Source organism: Pseudomonas sp. ABC1 (assembly GCF_013395055.1).
Lineage (GTDB): Bacteria > Pseudomonadota > Gammaproteobacteria > Pseudomonadales > Pseudomonadaceae > Stutzerimonas.
In genome coordinates, this window is sequence record NZ_CP058349.1 from 2,466,705 (window position 1) to 2,484,635 (window position 17,931).

Annotated in this window: 18 protein-coding genes; 13 read left to right on the forward strand and 5 right to left on the reverse strand. The window is 63.0% G+C overall.

Annotated features, from left to right (window positions below; genetic code table 11):
* Window positions 1–10: 10 nt before the first annotated feature.
* Window positions 11–1,387, reverse strand: a complete 1,377-nt coding sequence (locus HW090_RS10865) for a glutamine synthetase family protein (protein ID WP_179113544.1) — start codon at window positions 1,385–1,387, stop codon at window positions 11–13.
* A 238-nt stretch (window positions 1,388–1,625) separates the two neighbouring features.
* Here HW090_RS10865 and HW090_RS10870 point away from each other — a divergent pair, with 238 nt between their 5' ends.
* From HW090_RS10870 to HW090_RS10910, 9 genes are all read left to right on the forward strand, one after another.
* Window positions 1,626–2,369 carry a gamma-glutamyl-gamma-aminobutyrate hydrolase family protein gene (locus tag HW090_RS10870; protein WP_179113545.1) on the forward strand — a complete coding sequence of 248 codons (744 nt, stop codon included), beginning with the start codon at window positions 1,626–1,628 and terminating at the stop codon, window positions 2,367–2,369.
* A gap of 30 nt (window positions 2,370–2,399) precedes the next feature.
* Window positions 2,400–3,758 (forward strand): glutamine synthetase family protein, encoded by a 1,359-nt coding sequence (locus tag HW090_RS10875; protein ID WP_179113546.1) that lies wholly within the window; start codon window positions 2,400–2,402, stop codon window positions 3,756–3,758.
* Window positions 3,759–3,894: 136 nt separating this feature from the next.
* Window positions 3,895–4,137, forward strand: a complete 243-nt coding sequence (locus HW090_RS10880; RefSeq protein WP_179113547.1) for a hypothetical protein — start codon at window positions 3,895–3,897, stop codon at window positions 4,135–4,137.
* On the forward strand, window positions 4,134–5,234 hold the full coding sequence (locus HW090_RS10885; RefSeq protein ID WP_179114894.1) for a polyamine ABC transporter substrate-binding protein: 1,101 nt from the start codon (window positions 4,134–4,136) through the stop codon (window positions 5,232–5,234). The genes HW090_RS10880 and HW090_RS10885 overlap by 4 nt, the downstream gene beginning before the upstream one ends.
* 293 nt (window positions 5,235–5,527) lie before the next feature.
* A complete protein-coding gene (locus HW090_RS10890) occupies window positions 5,528–6,679 on the forward strand; it encodes an ABC transporter ATP-binding protein (protein ID WP_179113548.1) in 1,152 nt (383 codons plus the stop codon).
* The gene (locus tag HW090_RS10895) at window positions 6,676–7,572 is read left to right on the forward strand and encodes an ABC transporter permease subunit (protein ID WP_179113549.1); all 897 of its coding nucleotides are present in this window, start codon (window positions 6,676–6,678) and stop codon (window positions 7,570–7,572) included. Before HW090_RS10890 ends, HW090_RS10895 begins: the two co-directional genes overlap by 4 nt.
* On the forward strand, window positions 7,569–8,408 hold the full coding sequence (locus tag HW090_RS10900) for an ABC transporter permease subunit (RefSeq protein ID WP_179113550.1): 840 nt from the start codon (window positions 7,569–7,571) through the stop codon (window positions 8,406–8,408). Before HW090_RS10895 ends, HW090_RS10900 begins: the two co-directional genes overlap by 4 nt.
* A 105-nt stretch (window positions 8,409–8,513) precedes the next feature.
* Window positions 8,514–8,984, forward strand: coding sequence for a ribonuclease domain-containing protein (locus tag HW090_RS10905; protein ID WP_179113551.1), 471 nt, complete (start codon window positions 8,514–8,516; stop codon window positions 8,982–8,984).
* A gap of 1 nt (window position 8,985) precedes the next feature.
* A complete protein-coding gene (locus HW090_RS10910) occupies window positions 8,986–9,351 on the forward strand; it encodes a barstar family protein (RefSeq protein WP_179113552.1) in 366 nt (121 codons plus the stop codon).
* A gap of 30 nt (window positions 9,352–9,381) precedes the next feature.
* Here HW090_RS10910 and HW090_RS10915 read toward each other — a convergent pair whose 3' ends face one another.
* Together HW090_RS10915 and HW090_RS10920 are read right to left on the reverse strand one after the other, a co-directional pair.
* Complete coding sequence (locus tag HW090_RS10915; RefSeq protein ID WP_179113553.1) at window positions 9,382–10,269, reverse strand: lysophospholipid acyltransferase; 888 nt, start codon at window positions 10,267–10,269, stop codon at window positions 9,382–9,384.
* Window positions 10,270–10,454: 185 nt separating this feature from the next.
* Complete coding sequence (locus HW090_RS10920; protein WP_179113554.1) at window positions 10,455–11,027, reverse strand: DNA-3-methyladenine glycosylase I; 573 nt, start codon at window positions 11,025–11,027, stop codon at window positions 10,455–10,457.
* A gap of 191 nt (window positions 11,028–11,218) precedes the next feature.
* Here HW090_RS10920 and HW090_RS10925 point away from each other — a divergent pair, with 191 nt between their 5' ends.
* On the forward strand, window positions 11,219–12,877 hold the full coding sequence (locus tag HW090_RS10925) for an OFA family MFS transporter (protein ID WP_179113555.1): 1,659 nt from the start codon (window positions 11,219–11,221) through the stop codon (window positions 12,875–12,877).
* A 144-nt stretch (window positions 12,878–13,021) separates the two neighbouring features.
* On the opposite strand, the gene trpA is transcribed toward HW090_RS10925, so the two are convergent.
* Window positions 13,022–13,828 (reverse strand): tryptophan synthase subunit alpha, encoded by an 807-nt coding sequence (gene trpA, locus HW090_RS10930; RefSeq protein WP_179113556.1) that lies wholly within the window; start codon window positions 13,826–13,828, stop codon window positions 13,022–13,024.
* Complete coding sequence (gene trpB / locus HW090_RS10935; protein WP_179113557.1) at window positions 13,828–15,042, reverse strand: tryptophan synthase subunit beta; 1,215 nt, start codon at window positions 15,040–15,042, stop codon at window positions 13,828–13,830. The genes trpA and trpB overlap by 1 nt, the downstream gene beginning before the upstream one ends.
* 119 nt (window positions 15,043–15,161) lie before the next feature.
* Here trpB and HW090_RS10940 point away from each other — a divergent pair, with 119 nt between their 5' ends.
* The 3 genes from HW090_RS10940 to HW090_RS10950 all read left to right on the forward strand — a co-directional run bounded on the left by HW090_RS10940 (window position 15,162) and on the right by HW090_RS10950 (window position 17,761).
* Window positions 15,162–16,052 carry a LysR family transcriptional regulator gene (locus HW090_RS10940; RefSeq protein WP_179113558.1) on the forward strand — a complete coding sequence of 297 codons (891 nt, stop codon included), beginning with the start codon at window positions 15,162–15,164 and terminating at the stop codon, window positions 16,050–16,052.
* Window positions 16,053–16,128: 76 nt separating this feature from the next.
* Window positions 16,129–16,830 carry a carbonic anhydrase gene (locus HW090_RS10945; RefSeq protein ID WP_179113559.1) on the forward strand — a complete coding sequence of 234 codons (702 nt, stop codon included), beginning with the start codon at window positions 16,129–16,131 and terminating at the stop codon, window positions 16,828–16,830.
* Window positions 16,831–16,915: 85 nt separating this feature from the next.
* On the forward strand, window positions 16,916–17,761 hold the full coding sequence (locus HW090_RS10950) for a Tim44 domain-containing protein (protein WP_179113560.1): 846 nt from the start codon (window positions 16,916–16,918) through the stop codon (window positions 17,759–17,761).
* The last annotated feature ends 170 nt before the right edge of the window (window positions 17,762–17,931 follow it).

Sequence of the window (17,931 nt, forward strand, 5' to 3'; positions counted from 1 at the left end):
GTCGTCGTCGCTAGACCGTATGCAGGTACCAGTTGTACTCCAGGTCGGAAATCGAATGCTCGAATTCGGCCAGCTCGCTCTCCTTGCACGCCACGAAGATGTCGATGTAGTCGGGGCTGATATAGCGCGCCATGACTTCGCTGTCGTCGAGTACCCGCAGGGCGTCGCGCAGGTTGGTCGGCAGGCTGGGCTCGACCTGTTCGTAGGCGTTGCCTTCGGTTGGCTGGTTCGGTTCGATCCGGTTGACCAGGCCATGGTGGATGCCGGCCAGTACCGAGGCCATCAACAGATAGGGGTTGGCGTCGGCGCCGGCGACCCGATGCTCGATGCGCACCGCGTCGTCGCTGTCAGTCGGTACGCGCAAGGCCACGGTGCGGTTGTCCAGCCCCCAGGATGGCGCGTTGGGCACATAGAACTGTGCGCCGAAGCGGCGGTACGAGTTGACGTTGGGACAGAGGAAGGCCATCGAGGCAGCCATGGTTTCCTGCAGGCCGCCGATGGCGTGGCGGAGCGTCTGGCTTTCCAGGGGATTCTCGCAGGCGAAGATGTTCTTGCCCTGCTTGTCGAGGATCGAGATGTGCACATGCAGCCCGTTGCCGGCCTGGCCGGGGTAGGGCTTGGCCATGAAGGTGGTGTCCATTTCATGGTCGTAGGCGATGTTCTTGATCAGGCGCTTGAGCAGCACCGCGTAGTCGCAGGCCTTGAGCGGGTCGGGGACGTGGTGCAGGTTGACTTCGAACTGCGCCGGGGCGCTTTCCTTGACGATGGCATCGGCCGGGATGGCCTGTTCCTTGGCGCCTTCGAGGATGTCCTGCAGGCAGTCGACGTACTCGTCGAGGTCGTCGATCAGGTAGACCTGGGTCGATTGCGGGCGCTTGCCGGAGATCGGCGAGCGCGGTGGCTGCGGACGTCCGTTCACGTTCTCCTGGTCGATCAGGTAGAACTCCAGCTCGAAGGCCGAGCAGATGGTCAGCCCCAGTTCGTCGAACTGGCTCACGACCTTGCGCAGCACTTCCCGTGGATCGGCGAAGAACGGTGCGCCATCGCGTTCGTGCATGGTCATCAGCAGTTGCGCGGTAGGGCGGCGCTGCCAGGGTTCCTTGGCCAGGGTGTTGGGGATCGGGAAGCAGATACGGTCGGAGTCGCCGATATCCATGCCCAGGCCGGTGCTTTCCACGGTGCTGCCGTTGATGTCGAGGGCGAACAGCGATGCGGGCAGATTAATACCGGCTTCATAAACCTTGTGCAGACTGGCGCGCTCGATTCGCTTGCCGCGCACCACGCCGTTCATGTCGGCGATCAGCAGGTCGATGTAGAGGACCTCGGGGTGTTCCTTGAGAAAGGCGTTGGCTTCATTGAGCTGAATGGCACGTGGCGGCGGTGACATGGCGAAGTACCTTTCTTGTTGAAAATATGATCATTCCGCGACTTGACTGTGAGTCAATCGAAAAGCCCCGCGACTGTCAATAGCGCCACCGGCGCCCTGAAATCGGGCATTGCGGGCCATTCTGGAGCGATATCAGGAGGGTGAACGAAGGTGCTTCGGCCAGGGTCAACGGACGGTTGTCCGGAAAAATGAACAGGACTAATCTCATCGCAGACACTGCAAGGAAGGTGGTTATCCCATGACTCGCTCACCCCTGATCGGTGTATCCGCCTGTAGCCGCAAGCTCGACGATCACGACTTCCATATCGCTGGCGACAAGTACCTGCGCGCCGCTGCGCTGGAGGGGTTGCCGCTGGTGATTCCGACCCTGGAATCGCTGCGGCTGGAAGACCTGCTGGCGATGGTCGATGGACTGTTGTTCACCGGCTCGCCGTCCAATGTGGAGCCGCTGCACTACCGGGGGCCGGACAGTGCGCCAGGCACGCTGCATGACCGCGCGCGCGACGACCTGACCCTGCCCCTGATCCGCGCGGCGGTGGACGCCGGTATCCCGGTCTTCGGTATCTGCCGTGGCTTCCAGGAGATGAACGTGGCGTTCGGCGGCAGCCTGCACCAGAAGGTGCATGAACTGCCCGGCTACCTCGACCATCGCGAAGACCCCGATGCACCGTTGTCGGTGCAGTACGGTTTCAGCCACGACCTGCTGCCGGAACCGGGAGGCCTGCTGGAGCGCCTGGGCGTGGCGCAGCGCTGCCAGGTCAATTCGCTGCACAGCCAGGGTATCGACCGCCTGGGCGAGGGGTTGCGGGTCGAAGCGCGGGCGCCGGATGGATTGATCGAAGCCATTTCCGTCGAGTCCGCACGCACCTTCGCGCTCGGCGTACAGTGGCACCCAGAGTGGAACGTGCAGGCGGTCCCGCATTATCTGGCCCTGTTCCGGGGCTTCGCCGACGCCTGCCGTTTGCACGCAGAACAACGCTGAACACTTCCGTTCCAGCCAATAGAGGCCACCATGTCGAACAAGCTCGACCAGCTCACGGGCTGGCTCAAGGACCACAAGATCACTGAAGTGGAATGCGTCATCAGCGACCTCACCGGGATCGCTCGCGGCAAGATTTCGCCGACCAGCAAGTTCCTCGGCGAGAAGGGCATGCGCCTGCCGGAGAGCGTCCTGCTGCAGACTGTGACTGGCGACTACATCGCCGACGAGGTTTATTACCAACTGCTCGACCCGGCGGACATCGACATGATCTGCCGCCCCGACCCGAATGCCGTCTATAGCGTGCCCTGGGCCATCGAGCCGACTGCGCTGGTGATCCACGACAGCTACGACAAGCAGGGCAATCCCATCGAGCTGTCGCCGCGCAACGTACTGAAGAAGGTGCTGGCGCTCTACGCCGACCGTGGCTGGCAGCCCATCGTGGCGCCAGAGATGGAGTTCTACCTGACCAAGCGCTGCGAAGACCCGGACCTGCCGCTGCAGGCGCCGATCGGTCGCTCCGGTCGACAGGAAACCGGGCGCCAGTCGTTTTCCATCGACGCCGCCAACGAGTTCGACCCGCTCTTCGAAGACATGTACGACTGGTGCGAGACCCAGGGGCTGGACCTGGACACGCTGATCCATGAGGAAGGCACCGCGCAGATGGAAATCAACTTCCGTCATGGCGAGGCGCTGCACCTGGCCGACCAGATTCTGGTGTTCAAGCGGACCATGCGCGAGGCGGCGCTCAAGCACAATGTCGCCGCCACCTTCATGGCCAAGCCGATGACCGGCGAGCCGGGCAGCGCCATGCACTTGCACCAGAGCGTCATCGATGTGGCCAGTGGGCGCAATGTCTTCTCGGACGAGCAGGGCGGCATGAGCCAGCTGTTCCTCGACCATGTCGGCGGCCTGCAGAAGTTCATCCCCGAGCTGCTGCCGATGTTTGCGCCCAACGTCAATTCGTTCCGCCGTTTCCTGCCCGACACCTCGGCGCCGGTCAACGTCGAGTGGGGCGAGGAGAACCGCACCGTGGGCCTGCGCGTGCCGGATTCGTCGCCGGACAACCGGCGGGTGGAGAACCGCCTGGCCGGTGCGGATGCCAACCCCTACCTGGCCATCGCGGCCAGCCTGCTGTGTGGCTATATCGGCATGACCGAGGGCATCGAGCCGAGTGCGCCGGTCAAGGGCCGTGGCTACGAGCGCCGCAACCTGCGCTTGCCGTTCACTCTGGAGGCCGCGCTGGAGCGCATGGAGAGCTGCCAGGCGCTGCACCGCTACCTGAGCCCGAAATTCATCCAGGGCTATGTGGCGGTCAAGCGCACGGAGCAGGAGAACTACAACCGGGTGATCAGTTCCTGGGAGCGCGAATTCCTGCTGCTTTCGGTGTGATTTTGCACTGTTTTGGTGCGCAGGGTTGCGTCGGTCGTGGAAACGGGGCTGTCCGCGGGGCTTTGCCGAATATCAGAGTGTCGATAGACCGGCTGACAGGCCTGCGGGCGCAAGGCCCGTGGAGGCTTTTTGCCCCGTGTTCTGGGCCAGGTTGACTGCCCTGGCGGCCGGCACGCTTTCCGGCACCCTATTTGCTAAAACAATTGTGTTCGGGCCAGGTGAAAAATTGTCTCCAGAACTGTGCCAGGTGTTTAAAAATGGTGACGAAGTTGCCAGACTGCGCGGGTTTTCCAGGTCCGCGGGAAAACGTCCCGGACCAGACGGACAGAAGCCTGATCTTGCCCTGAAAAAACGCTATCAACGACAGGAGTTGCACTGATGAAACCCTTTGCCAAGACCCTCCTTGCCTTGACACTCGTCGGTGCTGTCGCCGGGGTCGCGCAGGCCAAAGACAAGGTTCTGCACGTCTATAACTGGTCCGACTACATCGCCGAGGACACGCTGGAGAACTTCACCAAGGAGACCGGCATCAAGGTGGTCTACGACGTGTTCGACAGCAATGAAGTGCTGGAGGCCAAGCTGTTGGCCGGTGCTTCGGGTTATGACATCGTCGTGCCCTCCAACCCCTTCCTGGCCAAGCAGATCAAGGCCGGCGTATTCCAGAAACTGGACCGCTCGAAGCTGAGCAACTGGGAAAACCTCGACAAGGATCTGCTCAAGGCGCTGGAGCCGAGCGATCCGGGCAATGCCTATTCGATCCCTTATATGTGGGGCACCATCGGCATCGGCTACAACGTCGACAAGGTCAAGGCGGTACTGGGCGAGAACGCCCCCGTCGACTCCTGGGACCTGGTGTTCAAACCCGAGAATATCGAGAAGCTCAAGTCCTGCGGCGTGGCCTTCCTCGATTCGCCCACCGAAATCCTGCCGGCCGCCCTGCATTACCTGGGTTTGCCGCCAGACAGCGGTGACAGCGCCGAGCTGAAGAAGGCCGAGGACCTGTTCATGCAGATCCGCCCGAACGTGGCCTACTTCCATTCGTCCAAGTACATCTCAGATCTGGCCAACGGCAATATCTGCGTGGCTATCGGCTATTCCGGCGATATCTACCAGGCCAAGTCCCGTGCCGAAGAAGCCAAGAACGGCGTGACCGTGGGCTACAAGATTCCCAAGGAAGGCGCTGGCAGCTTCTTCGACATGCTGGCTATCCCTGCCGACGCCAAGAACGTCGAGAATGCCCATGTCTTCCTCAACTACCTGCTGCGTCCGGAAGTCATGGCGCCCATCGTCGACTACGTGCAGTTCCCCAGCGCCAATGCTGCGGCGACTCCGCTGATCGACAAGAGCATCAGCAGCGACCCGGGCATCTACCCGAGCCAGGCCGTGCTGCAGAAGCTCTATACCTTCCCCGACCTGGCGGCCAAGACCCAGCGTGCCATCACCCGTAGCTGGACCAAGATCAAATCGGGTCGTTGAGGGTCGAACTGAAACAGGGTTGTCGTCAGCGGCTGCTAATGTCGCTGGCGCCCTGATATGAGCCAGGGTGACGCGCCTGAATAAAGGTGCGTCGTAGCCATGGGTTTTGTGGGGCATGGCCCCGAACACCATCGTGATGAACAGGCGCTTGTCGGCATTCACTTGCTGCTGGCGCCTTTGCATTTTCACTGGCCGAAGCCTTAGCCGGCTGGCCGGTCGGCGCATTCAGCGCCAGAATTCGAAGACCCTGCGGCCATGGCCGTTCCATTACCTCTGAATCCGGGAGTTCGCGCATGGCCGTAGCCTCCAGCGCCTACAAGAAAGCCCTTTCGGGCGAAAGCAAAAGCCGGCAGGTGCTGCTGAAAATCGACCGCGTCACGAAGAAGTTCGACGAAACCGTGGCGGTCGACGAGGTTTCCCTGAATATCCACCAGGGCGAGATATTCGCCCTGCTCGGTGGCTCGGGCTCTGGCAAGTCGACGCTGCTGCGCATGCTCGCCGGTTTCGAGCGGCCGAGCGAAGGGCGCATCTACCTGGATGGCCAGGACATCACCGACCTGCCGCCCTACGAGCGGCCGATCAACATGATGTTCCAGTCCTATGCGCTGTTCCCGCACATGAGTGTCGAGCAGAACATCGCCTTCGGCCTCAAGCAGGACAACCTGCCCAAGGACGAGATCGCCGAGCGCGTGGCCGAGATGCTGCGCCTGGTGCAGATGAGCCAGTACGCCAAGCGCCTGCCACACCAGTTGTCCGGTGGCCAGCGCCAGCGCGTGGCCCTGGCGCGCTCGTTGGCCAAGCGTCCCAAACTGTTGTTGCTCGACGAGCCGATGGGCGCGCTGGACAAGAAGCTGCGTTCGCAGATGCAACTGGAGCTGGTGGAGATCATCGAGCGGGTCGGCGTGACCTGCGTGATGGTCACCCATGACCAGGAAGAGGCCATGACCATGGCCGAGCGCATCGCCATCATGCACCTGGGCTGGATCGCCCAGGTCGGCAGCCCGATGGACATCTACGAAACCCCGGCCAACCGCCTGGTCTGCGAGTTCATCGGCAACGTCAACCTGTTCGACGGCGAGCTGATCGAAGACCTGGAAGACCATGCGGTGATCGCCTGTCCGCAACTGGAGCGACCGATCTATATCGGCCACGGCATCAGCACCCGCGCCGAAGACAAGCGCGTGACCTTCGCCCTGCGCCCGGAAAAGCTGCTGATGAGCCTGGAAAAGCCCGAGCTCGAGCATGAAGAGTACAACTGGGTGATGGGCACCGTGCATGACATCGCCTACCTGGGCGGCCACTCGGTCTATTACATCCGCCTGGAATCCGGCCTGTTGCTGCAAGCCTTCGTCGCCAACGCCGAGCGCCATGTGAAGTGGCCGACCTGGGAAGAACAGGTCTACCTCTACTGGCTGGGCGACAGCGGCGTGGTGCTGCAGGCATGAAGCGGGTAGCGCTGAACAAGGGGCGCCGGCTGGTCATCGGCATCCCCTTTCTGTGGCTGATGCTGTTCTTCCTGCTGCCGTTCGCCATCGTGCTGAAGATCAGCTTCTCCGAAGCGGACGTGGCGATCCCGCCTTATACCGAGGTGGTCAGCTACGCCGATCAGCAGTTGCAGATCCTGATCAACCTCGGCAACTACATCTTCCTCAGCGAGGACGAGCTGTACCTGGCCGCCTACCTGGGCTCGCTGAAGATCGCCTTCTTTTCCACGCTGCTGTGCCTGCTGATCGGCTACCCGATGGCCTACGCCATCGCCCGGGCGCGCAAGGACATCCAGACCGTCCTGCTGCTGCTGATCATGATGCCGACCTGGACCGCGATCCTGATCCGCGTCTACGCCTGGATGGGCATCCTCAGCAACAACGGCCTGCTCAACAGCACGCTGATGAGCATCGGCCTGATCGACCAACCGTTGCAGATCCTCAATACCGACCTGGCGGTCTACATCGGCGTGGTCTATTCCTACCTGCCGTTCATGATCCTGCCGCTCTACGCCAATCTGGTAAAGCACGACATGAGCCTGCTGGAAGCCGCCGCCGACCTGGGCGCCCGCCGTTTCACCAGCTTCTGGAAGATCACCGTGCCGCTTTCGCGCAGCGGCATCATCGCCGGCTGCATGCTGGTGTTCATCCCGGTGGTGGGTGAGTTCGTCATCCCCGAACTGCTCGGCGGGCCCGAGACGCTGATGATCGGCAAGGTGCTGTGGCAGGAGTTCTTCAACAACCGCGACTGGCCGGTGGCGTCCGCGCTGGCGGTGGTGATGCTGGCGATCCTGTTGATACCGATCATTCTCTTCAATCGTAACCAGGCGAAAGAGCTGGAGGGCAAGCTATGAAGCGCTACAGCTTTTCCAACCTGATCCTGGCGCTCGGCCTGCTGTTCATCTACCTGCCGATGGTGATTCTGGTCATCTACTCGTTCAACGGCTCGCGGCTGGTGACGGTCTGGGGCGGCTGGTCGGTCAAGTGGTACACCGGCCTGCTGGACAACACCCAGTTGATGGGGGCGGTGATGCGCTCGCTGGAGGTGGCGCTGTACAGCTCAATTGCGGCGGTGGCGCTGGGCACCATGGCGGCCTTCGTGCTGACGCGCATCCCGGTGTTCCGTGGGCGCACGCTGTTCGGCGGCCTGGTCACCGCACCGCTGGTGATGCCGGAAGTGATCACCGGTCTGTCGCTGCTGCTGCTGTTCGTTGCGATGGCGCAACTGGTCGGCTGGCCGGCCCAGCGGGGGATCGTCACTATCTGGATCGCCCACACCACCTTCTGCTCGGCCTATGTCGCAGTGATCGTGATGGCGCGCCTGCGCGAGCTGGACCAGTCCATCGAGGAAGCCGCGATGGACCTGGGCGCGCGGCCGTGGAAGGTGTTCTTCGTCATCACCATGCCGATGATCGCGCCATCGCTGGTGGCGGGCGGCATGCTGTCGTTCGCGCTGTCGCTGGATGACCTGGTGCTGGCCAGCTTCGTCTCCGGCCCAGGCTCGACCACGTTGCCGATGGAAATCTTCTCGGCGGTGCGCCTGGGCGTGAAGCCGGAGATCAACGCCGTGGCCAGCCTGATTCTGCTGGTGATCTCGTTGTTCACTTTCCTGGCCTGGTACATCACCCGCCGTGCCGAGAAGCGCCGCAGCCGTGCGCTGCAGCAGGTGCGTGAGGAAGCGATCAGCTAGATCGGTACATGCTCAGGGTAACCTCCTGGCCTGCTCGCTGCGCGCCAGGATGGATGCATCGATGCACACAAGCGTTATCACCAGGGATGGATATCGGAGAGCGGGATGAGAGTACCCCTGTTAATTCTGGCTGCGACAGCCTGTTTCTTGTTCTGGCTGAAGAACAGCCCTGATTCGCAGCCGGGGAACACCACCGCTCCCTACCACACCCAGCTTTCTGCATCGGCACAGGGCTCATACGAACCGCAGGGGCGCAGCGGTACGGCCCCGTCATCGCGGTATTCCGCTCCCGTCGAAACCGCCCCGGCGACCGCTCAACAGCAGGAGTTGTACAAGACGCTGGAGCGAATCAGGCGTGGCGGGCCTTATCCCTACCCGCGCGATGGCATCACCTTCAGTAACCGTGAAAAGCTATTGCCGGCAAGGCCGAGAGGCTATTACCGGGAGTACACGGTCGATACGCCGGGGTTGTCGCACCGAGGGCCGCGTCGTGTGGTGACCGGCGGAAACCCGCCGGTAGAGTTCTACTACACGCAAGACCACTACCGCTCCTTCGTCCGCATCAGGGGGCACTGAGATGACGGCATTGACCGACGGGCCTGTGAGTATTGTCTGGAATGACCATGGCGCATTCGATGCGCAGGCCATCGCGCTGGATGAAAATGGCCGGCTGGACAAGCAGACACTGATGTCCAGGCTGAGGGAGGCGTTCAACTTCCCGGATTACTTTGGTGAGAATTGGGATGCGGTCTACGACCTGCTCCTGAATCATGCGGACGTGTTGGAAGGCCCCTCCATCTGGCGATTCTCGATCGACCGCTCATCCTCAGTGGACGAAGACGATCTGGCGATCTGGATAGAGCTGATGACCGATGTCTGCGCGTATGCCGAATCCCAGGGGCAGCCATTGCGGGTCGTCATAGAGCGTGGCCAGAAGGTCTGACGGTTAGCCAGGCCGCTCCTGCCCATCGTCTCAATACCAGCGCTTTTCCCCTTCCGGGCGTTTCTTGAAGCGCTTCATGGTCCACATGTACTGGTCCGGGTACTGGCGTACATAGCGCGCCACCACCTCGCTCATGGCCGCTGCGCTGGTGCGTGCATCCTCGCTGTACATGCCCTCTGGCGCGGCTTCGAGGATCACGCGGAAGCCGCTGCCATCCTCCAGCCGCAGGGCGTGCAGGAACACCCCTTGCGCCTTGCCGCCCTTGAGCATGCCATGTACGAACTTGCTGGTCAGTGCCTGGGTGCCGAGGAAGGGCACGAACTCGCCACTGGACAGGCTGGGCTCGGGGTCGGCGGGAATGCCCACCGATCCACCCCGGCGGACTTCCTTGATAACGCTGAGAATCCCTTCCTTGGTCGAGGGTGCGACCCGGTTGCCCAACTGCACGCGCTGCTTCTGCAACAGCTCATCGAGGGCCTGCAACTTGGGCGGACGGTAGAAAATGATCGGTTTGCACTGTGAGCAGTAGAAGTGGTTGAGCACTTCCCAGTTGCCGAGGTGGCTGGTGATACCGACCACGCCCTTGCCGGACGCCAGGGCCTGTTCGAGCACTTCCAACCCTTGGACTTCCTTGACCAGCGCCAGGGACTTCTCGGCAGGCCAGATCCAGGCACAGGCGCTTTCCGCCAGGGCCTTGCCGATGCCGCGCAGGCTTTTGCCCAGCAGTCGCTCCAGTTCGGCGTCGCTCAGCTCGGGGAAACAGTGGCGCAGATTGATACGGGCCACTTCGCGGGAGCGGTTAGGCAGCTTCCACATCAGCCAGCCGATCAGCGACCCGCTCTTTTGCACCAGCGGCCATGGCAGCGCGGCCAGCAGACGCAGAAAACCGACGCCCAGTACACCTTTGAGCTTTTCCACAGGAATGTTTCCGGACCCGAAAAAGGTGCATTGTAACCAGCCGGTCGGCTGGGGCGTTAACCCCTGTGGGGTGACCAGGGCAATCGTATGAAGACCGTGGTGCTTGCTCATATGAGCAGATCACACGGATTTCCATGGCTTCTGCCCCCTCTCCCGCTTGCGGGAGAGGGCTGGGGAGAGGGTGGTTATCTGGTATCCCGATGGGAGGACGGGCCGAGCCCAGGATAGCGGTCGCAGTCGGTGGTGTGGTCCATCACCATGCCGCTGGCCTGCATGAAGGCGTAGCAGATGGTCGGGCCGACGAAGGTGAAGCCGGCTTTCTTCAAGGCCTTGCTCATGGCTTCGGCCTGCGCCGTGGTGACGGGGATCTCGCCGCGTCCCTGCCAGTGGTTGATGACAGGGCTGCCGCCGACGAACGACCACAGCAGGGCGGCTGGGTCATCCTGAGCCAGCCAGGCACGGGCATTCTGCCGGGCCGCCTTGAGCTTGAGCCGGTTGCGGATGATGCCGGGGTCCTGCATCCGCTCTTCGATCTCGTCGTCGCTCATGCGCGCCAGACGTTCCGGGTCGAAGTTCCACAGCACCTGCCGGTAGCGTTCGCGCTTCTTCAGGATGGTGATCCAGGACAAACCCGCCTGGAAGCCTTCCAGCAGCAACAGTTCGAACAGCGCCCGTGGCTCGCGCAAGGGCACGCCCCACTCGTGGTCATGGTAGGCGATATACAGAGGGTCGTCGGTACACCAGAAACAGCGGGGCATGGTGGCAGTCCGTTTGTGAGTAGAAGCGACCGCAGTCTACAGGCTCGAGGCGCTGGCTTGCCGCTTTGGCGCGTGGCGGCAGGGCAGGTATGGCGCTTGTGCAAAGGCCGCACCTTGCGTTGCAAGCCAAGGGCCGACATTATCTGCGCCCTTTTCTGGCGACCGCCAAGCCATACAGATGAGACAGCGTCATGCCTGATTCACGTGTGTTGGAAGATTGTGCTGTGAAGCCCGCTTTCCTGTCGAAAGAGCGGATCACCGCCAAACCTGGCTTCAACCGCTGGCTGGTGCCGCCGGCAGCACTGGCCATCCACCTGTGCATCGGCATGGCCTATGGCTTTTCGGTGTTCTGGATTCCGCTGTCCCAGGCCATCGGCATCGACAAGGCGGTCGCCTGTGCGCCCGAAATCGGTTTCTTCGAGCAACTGTTCTCCAGCCAGTGCGATTGGCCGATCTCCATGCTCGGCTGGATCTACACACTGTTCTTCGTCTTCCTCGGTTGCTCGGCGGCGGCCTGGGGTGGCTGGGTGGAGCGGGTCGGGCCGCGCAAGGCCGGCCTGGTGTCCACGCTGTGCTGGTGCGGCGGCCTGCTGATCTCGGCACTGGGCATCCATCTGCACCAGTTGTGGCTGCTCTGGCTTGGCTCCGGGGTGATCGGCGGTATCGGTCTGGGGCTGGGTTATATCTCGCCGGTCTCTACGTTGATCAAGTGGTTCCCGGACAAGCGCGGCATGGCCACCGGCATGGCGATCATGGGCTTTGGCGGCGGGGCGATGGTCGGTGCGCCCCTGGCGGCGTTGCTGATGGAGCATTTCTCCACGGCGCAGAGCGTTGGCGTCTGGCAGAGCTTCGTGGTGATGGCGCTGATCTACCTGGTGTTCATGATTGGCGGCGCCCTGGGCTACCGCGTGCCACCGGTTGGCTGGAAGCCAGAAGGCTGGGTGGTGCCCCAGGCCAAGGCCGACAATGCGATGATCACCCGCGGCCACGTGCATGTGAACACGGCCTGGAAAACCCCGCAGTTCTGGCTGATCTGGGCAGTGCTGTGCCTGAACGTGTCGGCGGGTATCGGCATCATCGGCATGGCCTCGCCGCTGTTGCAGGAAGTGTTCGCCGGGCGCCTGATCGGCCTCGAACTGTCCTTCAACCAACTCGACAAGGCGCAACTGGCCGAGATCGCGGTGATCGCCGCCGGTTTTACCGGGTTGCTCAGCCTGTTCAACATCGGCGGGCGGTTCTTCTGGGCCTCCTGCTCGGACATCATCGGTCGCAAGGCCACCTATTTCGTCTTCTTCGGCCTGGGCTTCGCCCTGTATGCCGCCGTGCCCTTGCTCGGCCAGTGGGGCAGCCTGGCGCTGTTCGTACTGGCGTTCTGCATCATCCTGTCGATGTACGGCGGTGGTTTCGCCACGGTGCCGGCCTACCTGGCGGACCTGTTCGGTACGCAGATGGTCGGCGCCATCCATGGGCGGCTGCTGACCGCCTGGGCGGTGGCCGGTGTGCTCGGCCCGGTGCTGGTCAACTACCTGCGTGAGTACCAGTTGGCAATCGGTGTGGAGAAGGCCGCGGCCTACGACATCACCCTCTATATCCTGGCCGGATTGCTGGTGCTGGGATTCATCTGCAATGCCCTGGTGCGCCCGGTGGCGGCGAAGCATTTCATGGGCGAGGCGGAACTGGCCGAGTTGCGTTCGCAAGGCGAAAAGACAGTTCCCGCCTGTGCCGAACTGGAGTGGACGGCTAACCCTGCGAGCCGGCCACTGGTGATCCTCACCTGGTTGCTGGTGGGGATCCCGATGCTCTGGGGCATGTGGATCACGTTGCAGAAGACGGTGGTGCTGTTCCAGTAATGCGTTGGGGCGTGCGCAACGTGACGTTGTAGGGTGCGCAGTGCTTCTGTCCAGGTGCGCGCGGCGCACCCTACACAGGCAACATGATGGCTGCGGTAGGCCTCGAGCTCTGTGACTTGAGGCTTACCGCGAGCGCTGCCGTTCTCAGCGTGCGTTGCGCACGCCGTTAGCCAGTTCTGCGCACAGGCCGAGCACGCCGTCGATGGCTTGCTGGTCGTTGCCCGCCTTGGCGATCTGGTCGATCAGCGCCGAGCCCACCACCACGCCATCGGCCAAACGGGCGATGGTCGCTGCGTGTTCCGGGGTGCGGATACCGAAGCCGATGCTGACCGGCAGCCCGGTGTGGCGGCGCAGGCGTGCCACCGCCTGTTCCACATGCTCCAGCGTGGCGCTGCCGGAACCGGTAACGCCGGCCACCGAGACGTAGTAGACGAAGCCCGAACTGTTCGCCAGCACCTTGGGCAGGCGCGCATCGTCGGTGGTCGGTGTGGTCAGGCGGATAAAGTCGATGCCAGCGGCCTGGGCGGGCTCGCACAGGTCGGCGTTATGTTCCGGCGGCAGGTCGACGACGATCAGGCCATCCACGCCAGCGGCTTTCGCGTCGGCGACGAAGCGCGCCACGCCGTACTTGTGGATCGGATTGAAGTAGCCCATCAGCACGATCGGTGTGGTCTGCTCGTCCTGGCGGAACTCGCGCACCATCTGCAGGGTTTTCACCAGGTTCTGGCCGTTGCCGAGGGCGCGGATATTGGCCAGTTGGATCGCCGGGCCGTCGGCCATCGGGTCGGTGAACGGCATGCCCAGCTCGATCACGTCGGCACCCGCCGCGGGCAAGCCCTTGAGGATGCTCAGGGAGGCGTCGTAGTTCGGATCGCCAGCGGTGATGAAGGTCACCAGGGCGGCGCGGTTCTGTTGCTTCAGTTCGTCGAAGCGGCTCTGCAAACGGCTCATCAGTTGGTCTCCGCCTTGGACAGGTCGAGGTGGTGCATCACGGTCTGCATGTCCTTGTCGCCACGGCCGGACAGGTTGACCACCATAATGTGGTCCTTCGGTAGCGTCGGGGCGCGTTTGAAGACCTCGGCCAGCGCGTGGGAAGACTCCAGCGCGGGGATGATGCCTTCCAGGCGGCAGCACTGGTGGAAGGCGGCGAGGGCTTCGTTATCGGTGATCGAGGTGTACTCGACACGGCCGATGTCATGCAGCCAGGCGTGTTCCGGGCCGATGCCGGGGTAGTCGAGGCCGGCCGAGATCGAGTGGGCGTCGATGATCTGCCCGTCCTCGTCCTGCAACAGGAAGGTGCGGTTGCCGTGCAGCACGCCGGGTACGCCGCCGTTGAGGCTGGCGGCATGCTTGCCGGTTTCGATGCCGTGGCCGGCGGCTTCCACGCCGACGATCCTCACGCTCGTCTCGTCGAGGAACGGGTGGAACAGGCCCATGGCATTGGAGCCACCGCCGATGCAGGCGACCAGGGAATCCGGCAGGCGGCCTTCCTTCTCCTGCAACTGCTCGCGGGTTTCCTTGCCGATCACCGCCTGGAAGTCGCGCACCATGGCCGGGTACGGGTGCGGGCCGGCGACGGTGCCGATCAGGTAGAAGGTGCTGTCGACGTTGGTCACCCAGTCGCGCAGGGCTTCGTTCATCGCATCTTTCAGTGTGCCGGTACCGGCGGTGACCGGGATCACCTCGGCGCCCAGCAGCTTCATGCGGAAGACGTTGGCCTGCTGGCGGTCGATATCGGTGGTGCCCATGTAGATCACGCATTGCAGGCCGAAGCGCGCGGCCACGGTGGCGGTGGCCACGCCGTGCATGCCGGCGCCGGTCTCGGCGATGATGCGTTTCTTGCCCATGCGCCGGGCCAGCAGGATCTGGCCGATGCAGTTGTTGATCTTGTGCGCGCCGGTGTGGTTCAGCTCTTCGCGCTTGAGGTAGATCTTCGCGCCACCGCAGTGTTCGGTCAGGCGCTCGGCGAAATACAGCGGGCTGGGGCGGCCGACGTAGTCGCGCTGGAAATACGCCAGATCTTCGAGGAAGGCAGGGTCGTCCTTGGCCTTCTCGTATTCGGCGGCCAGGTCGAGGATCAGCGGCATCAGTGTCTCGGCGACGTACTGGCCGCCGAACGAGCCGAACAGGCCGGTGGTGTCGGGGCCGTTGCGCAGTGTGGTCATGGTGGGTTCCTTGCAATCCGGTGGCGCTGGTGGCAGCGCGGTGTCGCCATTCTACCGCTGGCGACCAGGGGGAAAAGCGATTAGATTGCCGTGACCTGTCAGGAAATCTCACTTATTCCATGAGCCGTGATCTGCCCTCCCTGAATGCCTTGCGTGCCTTTGAGGCTGCTGCCCGCCTGCTCAGCATCGGCAAGGCTGGCGAAGAGCTGCATGTGACCCACGGTGCGATCAGCCGGCAGGTGCGATTGCTCGAGGAAGAACTGGGCGTGGCCCTGCTGGTGCGTGACGGGCGCGGCGTAAAACTCACGGATGCCGGGCTGCGCCTGCGCGACGTGGCCGGCGACAGTTTCCAGCGCTTGCAGGCGGTCTGTGGTGAACTGCGGCATCAGCCACTGGATGCGCCCTTCGTCCTCGATTGCCCTGGCAGCCTGCTGGCGCGCTGGCTGATCCCACGCCTGAGCCGGATCAACCGCGACCTGCCGGACTTGCGCCTGCAGTTGTCCAGCAGCCAGGGGGAGTTGCAGCCGCTGACCTCCGGTGCCCATGCCACCCTGCTGTTCGCGGAGCCACCCTGGCCACCGGAGGTGCGCGTCTACGAGCTGGCCAGCGAGTCCATCGGTCCGGTGCTGAGCCCTCGCTATGCCAATTACCCGCGTTTGTGCGATACCGCGCCTGATGCGCTGCTGAACGAAGCGCTGCTGCATACCGGCTCGCGGCCACAGGCCTGGCCGCAATGGGCGGCGCGGGTTGGCCTGGCACCGGATAACCTGCGTTTCGGCCAGGGGTTCGAGCACCTCTACTATTTGCTGGAAGCCGCGGTGGCGGGACTTGGGGTCGCCATCGCGCCTCGGCAACTGGTGGCGGACGACCTGGCCTCCGGACGGCTGGAGGCGCCCTGGGGCTTCGTCGACAGCCGTGCGCGGCTCGCGCTGTGGGTACCGGCCCGGCACAGCGATCCACGTGCCGAACGGTTGGCCGCCTGGTTGCTCGATGAACTCGCCGACCGCTGAAAAAAAACTGTGACCCATCGGCGCCTTACGCTGTCCATCTAAGCGTGCGTGAACCAGACCTGACGAGAACAGCAGAATGAGCAAGAAAAACAGCCAGACGGAAAGTGCCGATGTCGCCCTCCAGCATATCGTCACGGGTGTGAAACGCTTCCGCGAAGATGTCTTTCCGGCGCAACGCGAACTGTTCAAGAAGCTCGCCCATGAGCAGACCCCGCGTGCCATGTTCATCACGTGCGCCGACTCGCGCATCATCCCCGAACTGATCACGAACAGCTCGCCCGGCGACCTTTTCGTGACCCGCAACGTCGGCAACGTGGTACCGCCCTACGGGCAGATGAACGGCGGCGTCTCGACGGCCATCGAATTCGCCGTGATGGCCCTCGGCGTGCATCACATCATCGTTTGCGGCCACTCGGACTGTGGCGCGATGAAGGCCGTGCTCAACCCGGTGGAGCTGGAGAGCATGCCGACGGTCAAGGCCTGGCTGCGCCATTCCGAAGTGGCCAAGACCGTGGTCGCGGAAAACTGCGGCTGTGCCGACCACAACACCCTGGGTATCCTCACCGAGGAAAACGTCCTGGCGCAGCTCGACCACCTGCGCACCCATCCTTCCGTGGCCGCGCGCCTGGCCAGCGGACAGTTGTTCATCCATGGCTGGGTCTACGATATCGAAAGCTGCGAAATCAAAGCCTACGACGCCGCCAAGGGTGAGTTCCGTCCGATCGGCGATGGCCCGCTGCCGATGGCGACGCCCAAGGCGCGCTACTCTTCGGAATAACCCGAAACATTTAGCAGTGGCGCGATAGGCCTGCGCTGGGCAACATGGCGCGCGTACATCCACTAAAACAAGCGGAATACTCCAAATGCAACGTGTGCTCAGCCTTTTCATGGCCCTCTCCCTGTGCGTCGGCCTGACGTTCAGCATCGACGCCGAAGCCCGCCGCATGGGCGGTGGCAAGAGCTTCGGCTCTGCCCCGAGCCACCAGACGCGCCAGGCGCAACCGACCAATGCCAGCAAAGCCGCTGCGCCTGCCGCCGCCGGTGCCGCCGCTGCGGGCGGTGCATCCCGCTGGCTGGGCCCGCTGGCAGGCCTTGCCGCCGGTGGCCTGCTGGCCTCGATGTTCATGGGCGAAGGTTTCGAAGGTATCCAGTTCATGGATATCCTGATTTTCGGCGGTATCGCCTTCCTGCTCTTCCGCTTCCTGGCGGCACGTCGTCGCCAGCAGCAACCCGTCGTTGCCGGTCATGCGCCGCTGCAACGCGAAGCTGCACCGCAAGTGTCGATCTTCGGTGGCAGCGCAGCACCTGTCGCCAGTGCCGCGCCGGCGATCAACGCCCCGGCCTGGTTCAACGAGCAGAGCTTCGTTTCGGCGGCCCGTGAGCACTTCCTGTCCCTGCAACAGCACTGGGATGCCAACGAGATGGACAAGATCGCCGAGTTCGTCACCCCGCAGATGTTCGACTTCCTCAAGCGTGAGCGGGCCGAACTGGGCGACGGCTACCAGTCCACCTATATCGATGGCCTGGAAATCCAGCTTGAAGGCGTCGACGACAACCCGGACAAGACGGTTGCCACCCTGACCTTCTCCGGTGTGTCGAAGAACTCCCGCTTCGATCAGGGCGAAGCCTTCAGCGAAAGCTGGCGCATGGAGCGCCTGCAAGGCGAGAACCAGCCCTGGCTGGTTGCCGGTATCCGCCAGAACGGCTGATTCGCTGCCAGTGCACAAGAAACCCGGGCTTGCCCGGGTTTCTTCGTTTTTGGGGCGTGTCTGCGTGCTGACGAGTCTTTGATACCGGTCAAGGTTCACGTAGGGATTGTCGGGAAATGAGAATATCTGTCGATTGAGTTCTGGCAAAAAGACACTCCTTCTTTATCATC

Coding starts and splice junctions, on each gene's coding strand:
- HW090_RS10875 (WP_179113546.1), top strand. CDS start 2,400: ATGTCGAACAAGCTCGACCAGCTCACGGGCTGGCTCAAGGACCACAAG.
- HW090_RS10905 (WP_179113551.1), top strand. CDS start 8,514: ATGAGAGTACCCCTGTTAATTCTGGCTGCGACAGCCTGTTTCTTGTTC.
- HW090_RS10920 (WP_179113554.1), bottom strand. CDS start 11,027: ATGCCCCGCTGTTTCTGGTGTACCGACGACCCTCTGTATATCGCCTAC.
- trpB (WP_179113557.1), bottom strand. CDS start 15,042: ATGACCACACTGCGCAACGGCCCCGACACCACCGGCCTGTTCGGCTCG.
- HW090_RS10910 (WP_179113552.1), top strand. CDS start 8,986: ATGACGGCATTGACCGACGGGCCTGTGAGTATTGTCTGGAATGACCAT.
- trpA (WP_179113556.1), bottom strand. CDS start 13,828: ATGAGCCGTTTGCAGAGCCGCTTCGACGAACTGAAGCAACAGAACCGC.
- HW090_RS10870 (WP_179113545.1), top strand. CDS start 1,626: ATGACTCGCTCACCCCTGATCGGTGTATCCGCCTGTAGCCGCAAGCTC.
- HW090_RS10950 (WP_179113560.1), top strand. CDS start 16,916: ATGCAACGTGTGCTCAGCCTTTTCATGGCCCTCTCCCTGTGCGTCGGC.
- HW090_RS10890 (WP_179113548.1), top strand. CDS start 5,528: ATGGCCGTAGCCTCCAGCGCCTACAAGAAAGCCCTTTCGGGCGAAAGC.
- HW090_RS10925 (WP_179113555.1), top strand. CDS start 11,219: ATGCCTGATTCACGTGTGTTGGAAGATTGTGCTGTGAAGCCCGCTTTC.
- HW090_RS10895 (WP_179113549.1), top strand. CDS start 6,676: ATGAAGCGGGTAGCGCTGAACAAGGGGCGCCGGCTGGTCATCGGCATC.
- HW090_RS10865 (WP_179113544.1), bottom strand. CDS start 1,387: ATGTCACCGCCGCCACGTGCCATTCAGCTCAATGAAGCCAACGCCTTT.
- HW090_RS10940 (WP_179113558.1), top strand. CDS start 15,162: ATGAGCCGTGATCTGCCCTCCCTGAATGCCTTGCGTGCCTTTGAGGCT.
- HW090_RS10945 (WP_179113559.1), top strand. CDS start 16,129: ATGAGCAAGAAAAACAGCCAGACGGAAAGTGCCGATGTCGCCCTCCAG.
- HW090_RS10900 (WP_179113550.1), top strand. CDS start 7,569: ATGAAGCGCTACAGCTTTTCCAACCTGATCCTGGCGCTCGGCCTGCTG.